Raw genomic sequence first — 17,926 nt, 5'->3', positions numbered from 1 at the left:
AGGGGGAGTTAGGGAACCATGCAATTTTTCAAAGTCAAAACAGTTGAAGAGACATTTACCTTGATAGATGAAAAAATTCCGGCAATCGAGCAAACAGAGATTAGAGAGCTCTCTCGTGCCCTTCATTATATTTTAGCGAGTCCGGTGACTGCCAAGGAAAATGTGCCGAGTTTTGACCGCTCGACTGTTGATGGCTACGCCGTCCGTGCGAAAGATACATATGGTTCCTCAGAATCCATGCCCGGCTTTTTGACTGTTGCTGGTGAGGTGAAAATGGGCGAGGTCCCAACAGCGGAAGTAACCCAAGGAACTGCCGTTTATGTGCCGACTGGAGGCATGCTCCCAAAGGGTAGTGACAGCGTTATCATGATTGAACACTGTGAGGATGTCGATACGCTCCTCAATACATACAGGCAGATTGCACCCGGTGAAAATGTGATTCGGGCGGGTGAAGATATTCGAGAAGGGGAGATCCTTCTAGGCCGCGGTACTAAGCTTAGGCCGCAGGAATTAGGCGCTCTTGCCTCCTTAGGTATTACACATGTGACGGTCTTTAGAAAATTAAAGGTCGGATATCTGTCTTCCGGTGATGAAATTGTCCCTTACCAAACTGAAACATTGCGAGAAGGGCAAATCCGCGATATTAACTATCTAACTATCGCAGGACTAGCCCGGGAGTGGAATGTGGAGGTTGTGTACGGCGGGATTGTCCGTGACGATTTTGACGAGTTTCAAGAGCGTGCCCGCGCTCTATATGATGAGGCCGATTGTTTAATCCTTTCGGGGGGCAGTTCTGTTGGAGCGAAGGACTATACAACAGATGTCATTCAATCGTTAGGTGATCCGGGAGTATTCGTCCACGGAGTAAGCATTAAACCGGGAAAACCTACTATTCTGGCGTTAGCAAATGGAAAGCCTGTCATTGGTCTGCCTGGACATCCTGCCAGCGCGATGATTATTTTTAAATTGTTCGGTGAACGGGTCCTCCGCAAGCTAAAAGGAGAAAAGTGCGACCGTAAACCGGAGCGGATATTTGCAAAAATAACAAAAAATATCCCATCCTCCATGGGCCGGGCCGATTACATCCGCGCCCGTCTGTTTGAAAAAGAGGGCGAATGGTGGGCTGAGCCGATTATCGGAAAATCCGGCTTGATTACCACATTGGTAAAAAGCGATTGTCTCGTCGAGATTAGTTCAGAAAAAGAAGGAGTTTCACAGGGTGAATGGATTCCTGTGATTCCATCAAGGTAAGGGGTCTTAATCAATGGAACAAAAACAATATCAACGTAAAATTTATTTAGAAGATAAACCCCGGGCGGAAGCAAGAGATGAGATTCTTGCAGCTTTTCTGCAGACCTCTGAAATGGAAATGATTCCAGCGGTTGAGACATTAGGCCGTGTGACCGCCGAGCCAATTTTTGCACATGTATCCATGCCGCACTACCATGCCTCCGCAATGGATGGGATTGCTGTTATAGCAGAAAGCACCTACCAGGCACACGAACAAAATCCTCAATACCTTAAGATTGGTGAACAATTTTGTTTTGTCGATACGGGCAATGCGATTCCTGCACCCTTTAATGCGGTGATTATGATTGAGCATGTTCATATCGTTGACGAAGAAACAATTGAAATTATTGAACCGGCCACCCCATGGCAGCATATCCGCCCGATTGGCGAGGATATTGTGCAGGAAGAGATGCTGTTTCCGCAAGGCCATTTGTTAAGACCAGCTGATTTAGGCGTGTTGTTGGCGGCACAGCAGCTGACGGTACCAGTTGTTAAGAAACCGGTTGTCACGATTATTCCAACGGGGAATGAACTGGTTGAGGCCCATTCTGAATTAGCACCTGGGAAAATTATCGAGTTTAACGGCACGGTTTTTTCCGGATTTGTGAAGGATTGGGGAGGCGAGCCGCGTCTCCTTAGCATCGTTAAGGACGAGCCTGAAAAAATTAAGGAAGTCCTATTGGAAGCAGCGGAAACCTCCGATATCATTGTCATTAATGCCGGATCTTCGGCAGGACGAAAGGACTTTACCGTCCACATCATTGCTGAAATTGGCGAAGTGTTTACCCATGGGGTCGCAGCAAGGCCTGGCAAACCTGTTATTTTAGGGAAAATAAACGGAAAAATCGTTGTCGGTGTTCCGGGCTATCCGGTGTCAGCTTATTTGGCGCATGAATGGTTTGTCCAGCCTTTAATCTGTAAGTATTTAGGTATTCCTGTTCCTAAGCGGCAAACGGTAATGGTCAAGCTTGGCCGCCGTATCGTTTCGTCGATGGGGGCAGAGGATTTTATCCGAATGAATATCGGCTATGTGAATGGACAATTTGTGGCCAACCCGCTCACACGGGCAGCAGGGGTCACCATGTCCTATGTCAGAGCAGACGGCCTGTTAATTGTTCCGCCTCATATCAGCGGTTATGAACAGGGAGATACTGCCGAGGTCGAATTATTACGACCGCTTGAAGAAATCAAGAAAGCAATAGTGTTCAACGGCAGCCATGACCTAACCATCGATTTGTTATCATCTCAGCTGAAGCGTGAACGGACAGAGATGAAAATCGTCTCCTCCCATGTCGGCAGTATGGCTGGCATCATGGCGATTCGAAAAGGTGAGGCCCACGTAGCGGGGATTCATTTGCTAGACCCAAGTACAAAACAGTACAATATATCTTATGTAAATAAATTTTTGGCAGGTCAAGATGTTGTTTTATATCCTTTTTTAAAAAGGAAGCAAGGCTGGATTCTGCCACAGGGAAATCCGCTTGGAATTGAATCCGTCACAGACTTAGTTCGGACTGACGCCAACTTTGTAAACCGGCAAAAAGGAGCTGGTACCCGCATTTTGTTTGATTTACTTTTAGATGAGGCAGGCCTTACTGCTGAGGAGATTACTGGCTATGAGCGCGAGATGTTTTCGCATCTAGCAGTGGCGGCGGAAGTGAAGGGTGATGTGTCTGTTGCAGGATTAGGAATTTATCCAGCAGCAAAGGCGATGGGGTTAGATTTTATTCCCGTTGCCGATGAAGAATATGATTTATTGATGAAACTAGAGTTTTTTGAAAGTGACAGCGGCCGGCAGCTTATAAAGCTCATCCAATCACCTGTCTTTAAAGAACAGGTCGAGAAGATTGGCGGCTACCAAGTGGTGGAGAACGCCGTGCCTAAGCGTTTAACAGAAGAGGTGAAAGAATGAAGCTGTATGAAATCTCAAAGGAACCGATTGATATTCAAGCGGTGATTGATAAAGTAATCCAACGTGAAGCCGGTGCGATTACAACCTTTATCGGGACCGTCCGGGAACTTACGAAGGGCAAGAAAACCTTGTTTTTGATCTATGAGGCATATGAAGCGATGGCTGTTAAGAAGCTGGAGCAGATTGGCCGGGAAATAGAGGAACGCTGGGAAGGCTGTAAGGTGGCGATTACGCACCGTGTCGGCCGTTTAGATATTACCGATGTGGCGGTCGTGATTGCCGTTTCGACGCCGCACCGCGCTGATGCTTATGAAGCTAACCGCTATGCGATTGAACGAATTAAAGAAATCGTCCCGATCTGGAAGAAGGAACATTGGGAGGATGGCGAAGAGTGGATGGGCAATCAGCTTGAAACGGTTGCGTATCCGAGCGGTAAACCGGAGGCGGGTGATTTAGATGAATAAGGTCTTGTTTTTTGCGCATTTGCGTGATGTTGTTGGTGAAGAGTTTTTGTCGCTAGAGGCAGCTGGAAAAACGGTTGCTGAATTGAAAGCGGAATTAGCGGCTAAATATGATTTGCCGCGGATGGACACCGTGATGACCGCTATTAATGAGGAGTTTGCCTCAAATGATGAGGTGATTCGTGAAGGCGATGAGGTTGCTTTTATTCCACCGGTAAGCGGCGGTTGATGTAAAACCAGCTCAACTAAAATGAAACTCGCCAAGTAAGGCGAGTTTTTCTTATCGATTGGGGGGAGATTTTATGAACGAGCGCTATTCACGGCAGGTCCTTTTTTCTGGAATCGGCAAGGAAGGGCAAAAAAAGATTAGTCAAAAGCATGTCCTCATCATTGGGGCAGGGGCCTTAGGCTCTGGGAGCGCCGAGGTGTTGACACGGGCTGGGGTCGGAAAAATAACCATCGTTGACAGAGATTATGTGGAAGAGAGCAATCTTCAGCGTCAACAACTGTATACCGAAGAGGATGTAGCGGAAAAACTGCCAAAAGCGGCTGCAGCGGAAAAACGGCTCCGGGCAATTAACTCAGATGTAGAGATACAGGGAATAATCGGCGACGCTACCCCGGAGCTGCTGGAAGAATTGGTTGCTGGTATTGATTTGATGATGGATGCGACCGATAATTTTGAAACCCGGATGGTTATGAACGATGTTTCCCAGAAATACAATATTCCGTGGATTTATGGTGCCTGCGTCGGCAGCTTTGGGATGAGTTTTTCGATTATTCCCGGGAAAACTCCATGTTTGAATTGTTTACTGCGGACCATCCCGCTTCAGGGAATGACTTGCGATACGGGAGGAATTATATCGCCCGCTGTGCAAATGGTCATCGCCCACCAAACCGCTGAGGCTTTGAAGATGCTGGTCGAGGACTGGGAAGCAGTCCGGACCACCTTTGTCAGCTTTGATTTATGGCGGAATCAATACACAAGCCTAAAAATGTCCAAAGCTAAATTTCACGGCTGCTTGTCGTGCGGCGAGGAGCGGTCCTATCCTTATTTGGACCAAGAAAACATGACAAAGACCTCCGTCCTGTGCGGCCGCGACACCGTGCAGATCCGGCCGTCTAGTTATGGAGATGTTTCGCTCGAGAAGCTTGCGGGACAGCTAAGTCAGCTAGGTTACCAAGTTAAAGGCAATCCATACTTGATATCGGTTGAAATGGGCGCGGAACGGATGGTTATTTTTCAAGATGGCCGCGCGCTCATCCACGGAACAAAAGATTTGATCCACGCCAAGTCAATCTATCAAAGAATATTAGGTTAAAAGGGAGCCCGGACCAGGAATGGTTCGGGTTTTAAAGTGGTTTGACAGGGAATTCTACAAAAATAAGGTTGGATTCTACAAAAGCAGGCATAATTCTACGCCAGGAACTAGTGATTCTACAAAACCCCCAACTTATTCTACAAAATATGGTATTTGGTTTCTTAATTGCCCTCAAGGGGTGGATATTCAACCTAGAATATGACATGTTTCACGTGAAACATGTCGAATAGCGGATAAGGTCTATTTTTTCGTAAAATAGCCGATAATCATGTAGAATAAATATGAGATTGAACTTAGAGGTGTCGCACATGAATATATCTGTTGAGAAATTACTGGCCAAAATAGAAGAGGAATTAAGATTAGCAAAAACAAGCGCAAAGGAAGAAAACTTGCGGGAAAAGATTTACTCTATTAAAATATTATGCGAACTCATACTAGATGAAAAGCAGGTGAGTGTGAAGCCTGCTGCAGCAACAGCTCAGCCGGTAATCCCACAGCAGGTTTATCAACAGCCATTAATGAATCAACAAGTATTTCAGCAAGGCCCGTCCATACAGCAGCATAAAAAGATCGAAATGGATGATGAGGCAAACGGAGATTCACTATTTGATTTTTAAGATGGGGGAATTTTGATATGAAAGCATTTATTATTGTTGGGGCCATTAACGCCTTTTTGGCGGTGGCGCTCGGAGCATTCGGTGCACATGGTCTAAAGGACAGACTGGATGCCCATTATTTAGAGATTTGGAAAACGGGTGTTACGTATCAAATGTTCCATGCCACCGGAATTCTTATTATTGCGCTGCTTCTCGGCAAAGTGCCAATGAGCTCCCTTTTTAATTGGTCCGGGTGGTTAATGCTCGTGGGGATTATTTTCTTCAGCGGCAGCTTGTATCTTTTAAGCTTAACAAAGGTTGGAGTTTTAGGAGCGATTACACCGATTGGCGGAGTTTGCTTTTTGGCAGCTTGGGTGTTAATGATCGTTGGAGCAGTAAAGAACTTTTAATAGGAAAAACAGGCATTGGGGAAAGCCCCAATGCCTGTTTTATTATCCAGCTTCCCGCGCCTGTTCTATTTATCTTGGCGGGTATGTTCCTAAAGAAGGTCCGGCACCGTATGGATATTCATATTCTATTTCTTCGGAGAAGGTAATATAGTCGACAGCTACCATTGGTATGAGGTATCGTGTGCCGACTTGCGGATCGCTTAAAATCACGTGGTCCCGACCAGCTGCTTCAATGATTCCTTTAAATTCTTTGGCATTCCATTGATTGTTTCCTTCAAAGGTTGCAAAAACACTTACTAATTTTCCTTTGTTCAAGCGGAGAATATTTTCAATGTATGACTGTTCGATTGGCAGCATGCCAGGTGCTGCTGCAGCGCCTTGGGGCGGTGCTGTTGGAACACTTCCGGCTCCTGCCGGCGGAAATTGTGGAAAACCTTGTTGACCAGGCATGAAACCTTGACCGCCTGCGATTGGCTGTGCACCCTGCTGGCCGGCCGCCCCTGTATAAGGCTGGAATCCTTGTGGATTGTAATATTGGCTCATCTTTTTCCCTCCTATAAAACTCATTCAATAGTATTGTGGATAGACGAATGACCTAACAATTCTATTCATACTCCTTTGAACCCAAAATCGTGACAGTTTTTTTGGCTCTTTTCTCACCTCTTTTTGATGAGACTTTCGGAGCTTAATCTTGAGACTCGCTGTTTAATAAGTATGAGAAAAAAGATTGAATTATGACTGAATGAACTGCTGTTTAAAACAGAAAAAAGTTCTCGAAGCCAAAGCCTCGAGAACTTTTTAAAAAATATAATTATTGAACCTCGGTAACAGTCTAGCTTCAGTGTCTAATCAAGGCACTGAAGTTTTCTAATTTAAACGTGAAGGAATCTTGGTACGCGTTCTTCCTCTAGCAGATTGCCAACGAAGAAGGCACCAAATTCGCCATAACGGGCGCTGACTTCATCAAAACGCATTTCGTAGACGAGCTTTTTAAATTGGAGCACGTCTTCTGCGAAGAGGGTAACACCCCATTCGTAATCGTCGAAACCAACAGAACCGGTGATGATTTGTTTTACTTTGCCAGCATATGTACGTCCGATCATACCGTGGCTGCGCATCAAGCTGCGGCGCTCTTCCATCGGCAGCATGTACCAGTTATCATTGCCTTGACGGCGCTTGTCCATTGGGTAGAAGCAGACATGCTTTGCTTTTGGCAATGTTGGGTAAAGGCGTGCAAGGATTTGTGGATTTTGGTATGGGTCCTCACCTGCTGGCAGATAGTTGCTCAGTTCAACAACGGATACATAGGAATGAGCAGGAATCGTAAACTCTGCTAATTTTGTTTTATTGAATTGGGTTTCGATTTCGTTTAGTTCCTCCATCGTTGGACGAAGGATCATCATCATAAAATCAGCCTTTTGACCGACGATTGTATATAAAGCATGGCTGCCCTCTTTGCGTGCTTGTGTCTCGTTCCAGTTTTCAACAAGACTTAAAAACTCGTGAATGGCGGCCTCGCGCTCATCACTCGGAAGCATTTTCCAAGTTGTCCAATCAACGGTACGGAAATCATGAAGGCAATACCAGCCATCAAGCGTTTGTGCTGCTTCACTCATTATAATCACTCCTAAATAATCATTCTTCTTATTTCCAATCTTAACTATATCATAGTTTGACCAAGTGCCGCCTTAATAAAACCCTAAATGTAGAGAAGTGGATATTTTTATAAAAAAGGGTAAATAGTAAGAGTGAGAGTGTAATTTTTTGAAAACAAAAACTTTTTAATGAAACCGCTACCTGTGACGTACATTGCTTGAAATTTCACCTTGGTAAAGTATGCTAGAAGAGGTAGTTTTTCTAAGGGAGGATATTGTCGTGAGTGATTTATTTGAAGGTTTAAAACAAAAGATTTCTGGCCGCAATTTGCGGATTGTTTTTCCAGAGGGATTAGATGAACGGATTATTCGTGCAGCCAGCCGTTTGGCTGAAGAAAATTTAATTACACCTATTTTGGTAGGGAACATTGAACAAGTGCAGGCAAAGGCAAACGAGGTTGGCGTTTCTTTAGAGTCTGCAGAAATTTATGACCCTGCTACATATGCAGGAATGGACGAGTTAGTAGCTGCATTCGTTGACCGCCGCAAAGGAAAGGCAACGGAAGAGGATGCCCGCAAAATTTTGCTGGACGAAAATTATTTTGGCACCATGCTTGTTTATTTAAATAAAGCACACGGTCTTGTCAGCGGTGCGGCTCATTCTACGGCTGATACGGTTCGCCCTGCGCTGCAGATTATTAAAACTAAAGCAGGCGTGAAGAAAACGTCTGGTGTGTTCATCATGGTTCGTGAAGATGAGAAATATGTATTTGCAGATTGTGCGATTAATATTGCTCCAGATAGCAATGATTTAGCGGAGATTGCGATTGAGAGTGCGAAAACAGCGGAAATGTTTGATATCGAGCCGCGGATTGCGATGTTAAGTTTTTCTACAAAAGGCTCAGCTAAATCACCGGAAACTGAGCGTGTCGCGGAGGCAGTGGCAGAAGCAAAACGCCGCGATGCATCGCTTGTATTGGACGGAGAATTCCAGTTTGATGCAGCGTTTGTTCCTTCTGTTGCAAAAAGCAAGGCACCTGGTTCTGTGCTACAAGGGGATGCCAACGTGTTTATTTTCCCAAGCCTTGAAGCAGGAAACATCGGTTATAAAATTGCACAGCGTTTAGGCGGATTTGAAGCGGTAGGTCCGATTTTACAAGGTTTAAATGCACCGGTAAACGATCTATCCCGCGGTTGTAACGAAGAAGATGTATACAAGCTTGCGTTAATTACGGCTGCACAAGGATTATAATAAAGAATGGGCTGGTCCTAGATAGGGCTGGCTCTTTTTTCGTTTAGAAAATTATAAAATTTTCGCTTGTGGATAACTGTTAATAAAAGGACTGTCGACGTCCAGCTTCAGCGCCTANNCGTCTTATGCTTGTCGGGGCTGTTCAAGGCGCTTGCGCTTTTGTCCTGGCCAGGCTGTTTAAATTCCCTTATTTTTGATAAAATAAGCCTATTAAACCATTAAGGAGTTACAAAAATGGAAGGTTTACTGCGCCAGCACGAATGGCGGATCATCGACCAGTCGGCGGTTGGGATCCATTTTCAAGCATTACAATCTTTTGGAACGGATGATACATTATGCGCGTCTGTGGGTGCAGGCAAGGCACCGGCAACGGCGCGAACGTGGGTGCACCATAATACGGTGGTATTAGGGATACAGGATACGAGATTGCCATTTTTACAGGAGGGCATTCAATTTTTGACTGCTCAGGGCTATCAGCCGATTGTCCGGAATTCCGGGGGGTTAGCGGTTGTGCTTGATGAGGGGGTCCTCAATATTTCGTTAATTTTTCCAGAGGTTGAAAAAGGGATTGATATCAATCGCGGCTATGATGTCATGTGGCAGCTGATCCAACAGATGTTTGCCGATTTTCCGCAGCCGATTGAGGCCCGGGAAATTGTTGGCTCTTATTGCCCGGGAAGTTATGACCTAAGTATCGGCGGGAAAAAGTTTGCCGGGATCTCGCAGCGGCGTTTAAAACGTGGAGTAGCGGTGCAGATTTATTTGTGCGTCACTGGGAGCGGCTCAAAGCGGGCTGAAATGGTAAGGGGATTTTACCAGCTTGCCAAAAAAGAGGTAGAAACGAAATTTGTTTATCCGGAGGTTGTTCCTGCGGTGATGGCCTCGCTGTCGGAATTATTCGGTGTTGAATTGACGATCTCCGATGTGATGCTGCGGTTACTTAAGCAGTTAAAAACGAATAGTGATTATTTGTATGCTGGGCAGCTGAATGAGTTCGAACTAAGTTTGTTTCCGGGATACTATCAACGTGTCGTTGACCGAAATGAAAAAATTGCTGAAATGGTGAATTTAAAAGGTTAATCTAGCGTTAATGGGAAATTTCCTTAATAAAAAAGCCGCAAATCTTTTCGATAGATTTACGGCTTTCTATATTAAGTGCTGCTGCGCTTTGCCTCTTCTCCCAATAATTTTCTGGAAAGATGTTTACTCGGCTACTTTTTCGAGGTTGCCGTTACGGTCCATTTTGAATTTAGTAGCGGGTCTTTCCTCTTCTTCAAATAATACAAGTTTACGGGCACGATTCATGATTTTCATCAGCGTCTCGTAATCTTCCTGAATGGTTTCAGTATTCTGCTCCAGCCCTTCGATCTTCGCGGCCATTTCCTCGTTTTGCTTTCTTAACTCAGCAATTTCTCTTTTCAATCTTTCATTCTCACTTTTTAGTGCTTCATTTTGCAGATTGGCATGATGAAAGTTTTGTAAATAAGAGATAACGGCATCAAGAGAAAGTCCTCCAGTTGGAGCTGTGGTTCGATAGCTTGGTACTGCAGGTGCAGTCGGTTTTACATAGGTTTCAGCAGCGATTTCTGTCTGCATATCTTGCATATCTGACATTTCCGGCATGTCAATGGTTGTTTCCATCGGCATTTCCACATGCAGTGGTGCTAGTGTTTCTATTTCATCTGTAGCAGGAACTGGTGGATTGTAGAGCAGCTTTTTCTTGCCGCCTTGATCTTTGCCTAACACTCTTTGTCTTTGTTTGCGTTGCTTTTTCGCTAATTGCAATGCTTTTTCATAGCGATGGCGGACGACTGCGTTCCATCTGAAGCCACAGGCTGCTGAGGTGCGGTTAAGTTTATCCCCTACCTCCTCGAAAGCATTTAGCTGGGTGCTGCCTTCTCTTACATGACGAAGAACGGTTTCAGCTAAAAGTAAGTCATTTTCATCTGTCCATGCATCTTGACGAACTTTCATATTTTTCAACTCCCTAAATGAATTTACCAATTTGTCAGCTCCATTGACTGACGATATTTTAAAGTTCTAGTCTTAGGATGGACAAGTTTTTCAGGGTTTATACCAAAATGAATACAAGGATAGTAGATTTTTTAACTAAAAGATTCAAGAGTGTTTGACAAGAGTTGCTAATGATTTCAGCTTGCATTGAAAAAAAAGAACCTGTAAAATGACCTATGGAGTTAGACGATTTGTAAGATAATTGTATTTGGCAAATTACTAATGGTGTTAATTGGATAAAATAGTGAGTAGATAATAGATTGCCGATAGAAAGGGGTGGATGAAATGTCCAATGAATTTCGCGTTTGCGATGATTGCCAGGCCGTTAATTTAAAGACATTGATCCCTCGTTTGAAAGAAATTGACCCGGATGCGGAAATCAAAATTGGCTGCCAATCCTATTGCGGCCCCGGTCGGAAAAAGACTTTTGCCTTCGTTAACAACCGCCCTGTTGCTGCATTAACAGAAGAGGAATTAATGGAGAAGGTAAATAAAAAGATTAAGTAAAGCTGCGGCTGAAGAATAGATCAAGAATAAGATAATCACCTACGTCCCCCTAGACCACAGGTGATTTTTTCTTTTTAGTGATAGTGCCTGACACCCTTTATCACCCGTTAATAGTAGAAATAGTGCCTGTCACCATTGGTAATCTCTGTGTATTGTAAATGGTGCCTGACACCTATTGATGTCGAAAAATCCTGCGGAATTTTGTTGGTTTTTGGTATATAATAGGAATAATGATTTCACTGGCCGATTGGCAGTAGGAAAGTTAGCATTTGTTTTGAGGAAGAGGGTATTCCATGCAATATTCGGCTGAAAAGTTAACGGAAGAAAAAGTGTTTAAAGACCCCGTTCATCGCTATGTCCATGTCCGAGACCGAGTGATTTGGGATCTAATCGGAACAAAAGAATTTCAGCGTCTGCGCCGGATTAAGCAGCTCGGAACGACTTTTTTAACCTTTCACGGTGCAGAACACAGCAGATTTAACCATTCTCTCGGAGTTTATGAGATTGTCCGCCGTATGATAGACGATGTCTTTGCCGGCAGACCGGAATGGAACGATGACGAACGCTTGCTCACACTATGCGCGGCGCTTCTCCACGACCTTGGGCATGGCCCATTTTCCCACTCCTTTGAAAAAGTATTTGATTTTGACCATGAAGACTTAACCCGTGCCATCATTTTAGGAAATACAGAAGTCAATAAGGTTCTTCAAAGGGTTAGCCCTGATTTTTCGACTCAGGTTGCTGAGGTCATAGCCAAAACCTCTGCGAAAAAGCTGGTTGTCAGTATGATTTCCAGTCAGATTGATGCCGACCGGATGGATTATCTACAGCGGGATGCCTATTTTACCGGTGTCAGCTACGGTCAATTTGATATGGAACGGATTTTACGGGTAATGCGCCCAAGAGAAGAGCAGGTCGTGATTAAAAAGAGCGGCATGCATGCGGTTGAGGACTATATTATGAGCCGCTATCAGATGTACTGGCAGGTATATTTCCATCCTGTCTCCCGCAGTGCGGAAGTGATTTTAACGAAAATCCTTCACCGCGCCAAGTATTTATATGAGAATAACTACTCTTTTAAGCTTGAGCCGATCCACTTCACATCGTTGTTCAAAGAGCAAGTGACATTAGAAGACTATCTAAAATTGGATGAGTCTGTGTGTTTTTATTATTTTCAGATCTGGCAGGAAGAGCAGGATCCGATAATAAGCGACCTTTGCCGCCGCTTTGTTAACCGCAATCTATTTAAGTATGCGGAATTTGACCCTGCTAAGGAATATAAAAAACTTGCTGAATTAACCGTTTTATTTGAAAAAGCAGGGATTGACCCTGACTATTATTTGGTGGTTGATTCATCATCGGACTTGCCTTATGACTTCTATCGTCCAGGCGAGGAGGAAGAACGGCTGCCGATTCATTTGTTAATGAAAAATGGGGAATTACGAGAGCTTTCCCGTGAATCAGAAATCGTCGATGCCATTTCCGGAAAGAGGAGAACGGACCATAAACTCTATTACCCGGCTGACTTCCTAGAAGACGATTCCAACCAAAGTGAACTTAAAAAGCAAATACGTGCCCTATTGGAATAGAAATGGTGCCTGACACCATTAGAGATCTTAGCATAGTAAAAATATGAGAAATGGTGCCTGACACCGATAGAGATCTGTTTAGATGGAGTAGGAGATGACGAATGTTGTTAAAAGATCATGCTAAGCTGATGCAGGCGATTTTGGTTTCTGGTGAGATTACTGGGAGAAAAAAGCTGCAGAAGATGATATATATAGCGAAGAAGGTAGATTTCCCTTTTCAGGAGCGGTTCCAGTTTCACTTTTATGGTCCCTATTCAGAGGAACTAACGACCAGAGTAGAAGAACTTTGTAATATGGGATTTTTAAATGAGGTAAAAGAGAAGAAGGGCGGATACTACCAATATCGCTATACGCTGACAGACTCGGGGAAAGAGTTTTTAAGCTTAAATGAAGTGGAGATGCCGTATTTAGAGGATTGCTTTATTGATATGAACGAGCAAAATGCTAGATTCCTCGAACTAGTTTCAACCGTTTTGTATTTTGATAATCTCACAAAAGAAGAGGTTGCCGATAAAGTGTTCACTTTAAAGGCAAGTCAGCGCTACACAATAGATGAAATTGATGAGGCCTATCAATACATTGAAACCCTAAAAGGTAAAGTTCAATAAAATTCAAAAACCGCCGGGTTCAGGTCATGATGAAGACCGAACCCAGGCGGTTTTTTTGGTGGATAGAAGAAGCGATATTGTGAAAATTTCACATGGTGCCTGTCACCGTTGCTCCTATTTCTACTAAGTACACTGTGTCTGCTTTATTTGTCGCTTGCGCGGACGCCGGCTACTGCGTAGTGGTTTTTTTTCATTTCTTCGATGAAGACGGTGATGTTTTCTTTTGGGGCACCGGTTGTTTCGCTGACGGCGTCAGTTACTTTTTCAACCAATGCGCGTTTTTGGTCTTCGCTGCGTCCTTCAAGCATCTTAACTGTTACATATGGCATCTTTCTTTCCTCCTTTTAAATGAACTACTAGTAGTGTTCCACAAACCCATGAAAAGTGCAATATTGTGCGCACTTTTGATTTTCTTTTTACAAGCGGTATCAGTTATACTTAAAGAAATACAGAAGGAAAGGTTCAAATGAACATGGTTTAGCCATTCCTCTTAACGGTTTATACTAAGGAAGGAGAAATGAAATGGATGGATTCCACTTGGCCTACCCACTGCGGTTAATTCCCTATGTGGCGATTACCCTAATTTTTGCCTTCACGTTCCATGAATTTGCCCATGCCTATGTGGCCCATAAATTTGGCGATAATACGGCCAAAAAACAAGGCCGGCTGACCCTAAATCCGCTTAAGCATCTAGATCCGATTGGAACAATCCTTATTTTCCTGGCGGGATTTGGCTGGGCACGTCCGGTACCGGTTAATCGTTTTTATTTTAAAAAGCCGCGTCTTGCCGGCATCCTAGTTTCAGCAGCTGGCCCACTTTCAAATCTTATCCTAGCCTCGCTCGGTTTTATTGTCGGATATGGCCTGATGCGTTTCAATGTAACGTCTTCTGCTCATTTTGATGAATTCCTAATGATTTTTATTAATTTAAACATCGTTCTGTTCATCTTCAATCTGATCCCACTTCCGCCGCTCGATGGCTACAGAATACTAGAGGACCTTGCGCCTCATCATGTTCGTGCGAAAATGACACAATACGAACAGTACGGAATGCTGATTTTTTTAATTCTCGTGATTACCCCGCTCGACCAATTTACCATTCAGCCTATTTTTAGCTTCGTCGTCCCAGGGGTAAGGGAAGGATTAAGCAATTTCTTCTATACACTTTTTTTCTAGGAGGTTTATTTTTCAATGGAAGAGAATAAGAAAAAACTTGGTTTTAATATTATCAAAAAAAGTGACCCGATGGATGGCCATAAAGGATTTGGAAAAGGGGCATTGAGCCTTGATAATGTATCACCGGTGTTTATTGATATTGAGGCAGGCGAGGCCGAGATTGATATCGGCGCCATGCATGCCCGCAGTGCCGTGGAAAAAGGGATTAAATTTTTGCCAAATAGAGAAGAAGTACCAAACGGCAAGCCTTATTGGCTGGTTTGGGTAACGATTGACCGCAATGAGGAAGGCCCTTATTATGCGGGTGTGACTGCTTGCTATATGACCGTTGACCGTGAAATCCGCCGTGGCTACAAATCCTTGCCGGAGCATGTGAACCGCATGGATAAATCCCTTAAGCGTCATATTATCGTCGATGTGATGGATGACCCTTCTAAAATGGTATTGGCAGATTTCCTGCGTGCACACAACGAGATATTATGGGAGAACTCTTCTGAGGAACTAAAGAAGGGACTCTTAGGAGAATAATTTTTTTAGAAAAATATGCAAGTTTAATTCTTGAAGTTTTTTCTAAAAATAAGGTAAGATATAGTCAGTGTGAAAGCACTGTAAAACTAGGACAAGAAAAGCTCCAGAGCAATCCGGAGCTTTTCTATTTTCTCATATAAGTATAGTAAAAACTTACTTCGAAAAACGTTCAGCCTAATTAAAAAGTCGCTAACCGGGCCCTTCTGCTTTTCTATTCCCAAGGCATTATTTTCTTATACCAAGGTACCTTTTTCTCCTCTGTATTCTTCTTGTTGCCGTGAGGAGCGTTCTTTAAGTGATCAGTGCAATATTCATTTGGCTCGGTGCCTTTGACGAAGTACGTAAATCGGCGGACAGGGCAATCCTTTGTCGCCAGTTTTCCGTTATCCGGATCAACGTACAGCCCGATTACACCCTCTTTTGGTGCTTTAAATGCCTTAACCGGCTTCCCTTTTAGGGCATCCTCCATAAAATTGGCCCAAATTTTCTTGGCGTATGTTTTTTCGGCAACCATTTCAATGGGCTTTCCGACGTCATAGCCTGCCCAGACAGCTGTAACCAGCTGCGGCGAGTAGCCAATCATCCAGCTGTCCGTTTCCGTTGAGCCGGATTTTCCTGCATATGGCCGAGTGATATTTTTGATAACCGTGCTTCCGGTTACCTTAGCATAGCCGTTTAACTTTGAATCAAAAACCCCCGTTAACATTTGTGTCATGACGTACGCACGAGCCGCATTTAAAACCCGTTCATGATGGTCGTCTTTTTCAAAAATCACATTTCCATTATAGTCTTCCACTTTTGTAATTAGCTCGGGATGAACTTGTTTTCCTCCGTTTGCAAGCATGCTATAAGCATTGGCCATATCAATCATACGGACTCCGGAGGTACCTAAAGCAAGTGACGGCACCTCCGCCATTTTTGTAGACAAACCGAATTTTTTTGCTGTCTCAATTAGGGTGTCTTCGCCTAAAAATAAATGTGTTTTGACGGCAAATATATTGTCAGACACGGCAAGAGCCTGGGCAAGCGTGATTTCCCCATTTGCATATTTGTTATTAAAGTTATGTGGTGTGTAATCGGCCTGACCATTATCAAAATGAAACGTTGTATACTCGCTCCGCATCGTTGACGATGGGGTAAAGCCATGCTCAAGGGCAGCATAATACAACAAGGGCTTAATGGTTGAGCCAGGCTGCCTGATTGCCTGAACGGCACGGTTAAATGGACTTTTTTCATAATCCCGGCCGCCAACCATTGCTTTGACATCGCCGGTTTTCGGATCCATTGCGACAAGACCGACTTGAATTTCAGAGGAGCTGGCTACCTTTTCTTTGATTTGCCTTTCAGCTGCTTCCTGCTGCTTTATATTAAGCGTCGTGTAAACCTTTAACCCTCCTAGGGCGATCGTTCGGTCATCTAAATGAAGCTGGTTTTTGAGCGCATTCCGGACGGCATCCTGAAAATAAGGCGCCACTTTAACTTTTTGTGTGTTGTGAACGCCGTCTAATCTAAGCGGTGCCGCAGCGGCTGCTTCTGCTGTCTTTTTAGAAATATAGCCGTTTTCAACCATTGTTTTTAAAATAATCGCCTGACGGGTTTTGGCTTTCTCCATGTTGGCAAGCGGTGAGTAGATCCCCGGACCCTTTGGTATTCCTGCAAGCATGCTTGCCTCGGCAAGGGTTAATTGGGAAGCCTTTTTTCCAAAATAATATTGGCTGGCCGCTTCCACCCCATAGGCACCGTTGCCGTAATAAATGGTATTTAAATAGCCTTCAAGAATGTCCTTTTTGGAATAGTTCATCTCGAGGCGAATGGTATAAAACGCCTCGGTCAGCTTACGCTTCCAGGTTTTATCGTGCTCAAGGAACAGATTCCGTGCATATTGCTGGGTGATGGTGCTTGCCCCCTGCACCTTGGCAAAGGCTTGAATATCGGCGACAACAGCTCCAGCAATTCGTTTAAAATCAAAGCCGTGATGATGGTAAAAGTTTTTATCCTCGACGGAGACAGTGGCATTGACTAGATCCGGCGAAATATCCTCCATGTTGACCCAGTAGCGCTTTTGACCGCTGTTACTTTCACCAATCAAGGTGCCATTGTCAGCGAAAAATAACGTCGATTGCGGGACAGCAAGTGGCGGTGCCCCTAGTATTTTTGCATAGCCAAGAACACCGGCAAAGAGGATGAGCATACAAATCATGCCTATCAAACTGATGATAATAAATGCCCGCAAATATTTGATTGTCTTTCGAAACCCTTGATCAGTCATGATTTCCATTATGTTCATCACCCCTATTTCCAGTTTTTTAAAAATTAGATAGTAATAGTATTGAAAAAATAGAGTCATTTTAAACATTCATGGAAAAATTCTTTAAATTTTGCTAGACTTTTTCTTATGTTTGTAATTCAATAGTTTGGGTAGCATAAGAGAAAAGCGGAAGCGCCCGTTTAGCGACGTATGGATTGGACCGCGCCGACTGAGATAAAGGAAACACGAAGAGCGTAAGCGATTCGATGTTGACTTATCGTAGGGAGGTGAGGGCCAATACACTAGTCGCTGGGCGCTGGAGCTAGACAAAAAGAAAAGCGGAAGCGCCTTGACCAGGGGCGACAGGCATAAGACGAGCCGGCGGGAAGGCTGTACTTTAGCCTTCTTGACGGATTGGC

19 protein-coding genes are annotated in these 17,926 nt (G+C 44.1%); 14 read left to right on the top strand and 5 right to left on the bottom strand.

Features of this window, described 5'->3' with window-relative positions; translation table 11 throughout:
- The first annotated feature begins 18 nt into the window (after positions 1–18).
- The 7 genes from COD92_RS21290 to COD92_RS21255 all read left to right on the top strand — a co-directional run bounded on the left by COD92_RS21290 (position 19) and on the right by COD92_RS21255 (position 5,991).
- Complete coding sequence (locus COD92_RS21290) at positions 19–1,251, top strand: molybdopterin molybdotransferase MoeA (RefSeq protein WP_098996510.1); 1,233 nt, start codon at positions 19–21, stop codon at positions 1,249–1,251.
- Positions 1,252–1,264: 13 nt separating this feature from the next.
- A complete protein-coding gene (locus COD92_RS21285; RefSeq protein ID WP_098527714.1) occupies positions 1,265–3,202 on the top strand; it encodes a molybdopterin biosynthesis protein in 1,938 nt (645 codons plus the stop codon).
- A complete protein-coding gene (locus tag COD92_RS21280) occupies positions 3,199–3,666 on the top strand; it encodes a molybdenum cofactor biosynthesis protein MoaE (protein ID WP_098527715.1) in 468 nt (155 codons plus the stop codon). Before COD92_RS21285 ends, COD92_RS21280 begins: the two co-directional genes overlap by 4 nt.
- Positions 3,659–3,892, top strand: coding sequence for a molybdopterin converting factor subunit 1 (gene moaD / locus COD92_RS21275; RefSeq protein WP_098527716.1), 234 nt, complete (start codon positions 3,659–3,661; stop codon positions 3,890–3,892). Before COD92_RS21280 ends, moaD begins: the two co-directional genes overlap by 8 nt.
- A gap of 73 nt (positions 3,893–3,965) precedes the next feature.
- Positions 3,966–4,985 carry a thiazole biosynthesis adenylyltransferase ThiF gene (locus COD92_RS21270; RefSeq protein WP_098527717.1) on the top strand — a complete coding sequence of 340 codons (1,020 nt, stop codon included), beginning with the start codon at positions 3,966–3,968 and terminating at the stop codon, positions 4,983–4,985.
- A gap of 308 nt (positions 4,986–5,293) precedes the next feature.
- Positions 5,294–5,602 carry a YwdI family protein gene (locus COD92_RS21260; protein WP_098527719.1) on the top strand — a complete coding sequence of 103 codons (309 nt, stop codon included), beginning with the start codon at positions 5,294–5,296 and terminating at the stop codon, positions 5,600–5,602.
- A 17-nt stretch (positions 5,603–5,619) separates the two neighbouring features.
- Positions 5,620–5,991, top strand: a complete 372-nt coding sequence (locus COD92_RS21255) for a DUF423 domain-containing protein (RefSeq protein WP_098527720.1) — start codon at positions 5,620–5,622, stop codon at positions 5,989–5,991.
- A gap of 69 nt (positions 5,992–6,060) precedes the next feature.
- On the opposite strand, the gene gerQ is transcribed toward COD92_RS21255, so the two are convergent.
- Positions 6,061–6,534, bottom strand: a complete 474-nt coding sequence (gene gerQ, locus COD92_RS21250; protein ID WP_098527721.1) for a spore coat protein GerQ — start codon at positions 6,532–6,534, stop codon at positions 6,061–6,063.
- 329 nt (positions 6,535–6,863) lie between these two features.
- Positions 6,864–7,607 (bottom strand): hydrogen peroxide-dependent heme synthase, encoded by a 744-nt coding sequence (gene hemQ / locus COD92_RS21245; RefSeq protein ID WP_098527722.1) that lies wholly within the window; start codon positions 7,605–7,607, stop codon positions 6,864–6,866.
- Positions 7,608–7,866: 259 nt separating this feature from the next.
- Here hemQ and pta point away from each other — a divergent pair, with 259 nt between their 5' ends.
- Both pta and lipL read left to right on the top strand, forming a co-directional pair.
- Positions 7,867–8,838 carry a phosphate acetyltransferase gene (gene pta / locus COD92_RS21240; protein WP_098527723.1) on the top strand — a complete coding sequence of 324 codons (972 nt, stop codon included), beginning with the start codon at positions 7,867–7,869 and terminating at the stop codon, positions 8,836–8,838.
- A 234-nt stretch (positions 8,839–9,072) separates the two neighbouring features.
- Complete coding sequence (lipL, locus tag COD92_RS21235) at positions 9,073–9,918, top strand: octanoyl-[GcvH]:protein N-octanoyltransferase (RefSeq protein ID WP_098527724.1); 846 nt, start codon at positions 9,073–9,075, stop codon at positions 9,916–9,918.
- Positions 9,919–10,041: 123 nt separating this feature from the next.
- Here lipL and COD92_RS21230 read toward each other — a convergent pair whose 3' ends face one another.
- Positions 10,042–10,812 (bottom strand): RsfA family transcriptional regulator, encoded by a 771-nt coding sequence (locus COD92_RS21230; RefSeq protein ID WP_098527725.1) that lies wholly within the window; start codon positions 10,810–10,812, stop codon positions 10,042–10,044.
- 324 nt (positions 10,813–11,136) lie between these two features.
- Between COD92_RS21230 and COD92_RS21225 the strand changes: the two genes are divergently transcribed.
- From COD92_RS21225 to COD92_RS21215, 3 genes are all read left to right on the top strand, one after another.
- Positions 11,137–11,358: a YuzB family protein gene (locus tag COD92_RS21225; RefSeq protein ID WP_007087472.1), complete on the top strand. Its 222-nt coding sequence runs from the start codon at positions 11,137–11,139 to the stop codon at positions 11,356–11,358.
- Positions 11,359–11,651: 293 nt separating this feature from the next.
- On the top strand, positions 11,652–12,947 hold the full coding sequence (locus tag COD92_RS21220) for an HD domain-containing protein (protein WP_098527726.1): 1,296 nt from the start codon (positions 11,652–11,654) through the stop codon (positions 12,945–12,947).
- Positions 12,948–13,051: 104 nt separating this feature from the next.
- Entirely contained in the window at positions 13,052–13,555 is a 504-nt protein-coding gene (locus COD92_RS21215) for a YwgA family protein (RefSeq protein ID WP_098527858.1), read from the top strand.
- 143 nt (positions 13,556–13,698) lie between these two features.
- Here the strand turns inward: COD92_RS21215 and COD92_RS21210 are convergent, their stop codons facing one another.
- On the bottom strand, positions 13,699–13,884 hold the full coding sequence (locus COD92_RS21210; RefSeq protein WP_098527727.1) for a 2-hydroxymuconate tautomerase: 186 nt from the start codon (positions 13,882–13,884) through the stop codon (positions 13,699–13,701).
- 193 nt (positions 13,885–14,077) lie between these two features.
- Here COD92_RS21210 and COD92_RS21205 point away from each other — a divergent pair, with 193 nt between their 5' ends.
- Both COD92_RS21205 and COD92_RS21200 read left to right on the top strand, forming a co-directional pair.
- A complete protein-coding gene (locus COD92_RS21205) occupies positions 14,078–14,731 on the top strand; it encodes a site-2 protease family protein (protein ID WP_098527728.1) in 654 nt (217 codons plus the stop codon).
- 15 nt (positions 14,732–14,746) lie between these two features.
- On the top strand, positions 14,747–15,259 hold the full coding sequence (locus COD92_RS21200; protein ID WP_098527729.1) for a YwhD family protein: 513 nt from the start codon (positions 14,747–14,749) through the stop codon (positions 15,257–15,259).
- A 211-nt stretch (positions 15,260–15,470) separates the two neighbouring features.
- Here the strand turns inward: COD92_RS21200 and COD92_RS21195 are convergent, their stop codons facing one another.
- Positions 15,471–17,537 (bottom strand): transglycosylase domain-containing protein, encoded by a 2,067-nt coding sequence (locus COD92_RS21195; protein ID WP_098527730.1) that lies wholly within the window; start codon positions 17,535–17,537, stop codon positions 15,471–15,473.
- Between the last annotated feature and the right edge of the window lie 389 nt (positions 17,538–17,926).

It is taken from the genome of Bacillus sp. AFS037270 (genome assembly GCF_002585305.1).
Note: the sequence above shows the minus strand (reverse complement) of the source record. Positions and strands in the feature narration are given on the sequence as shown.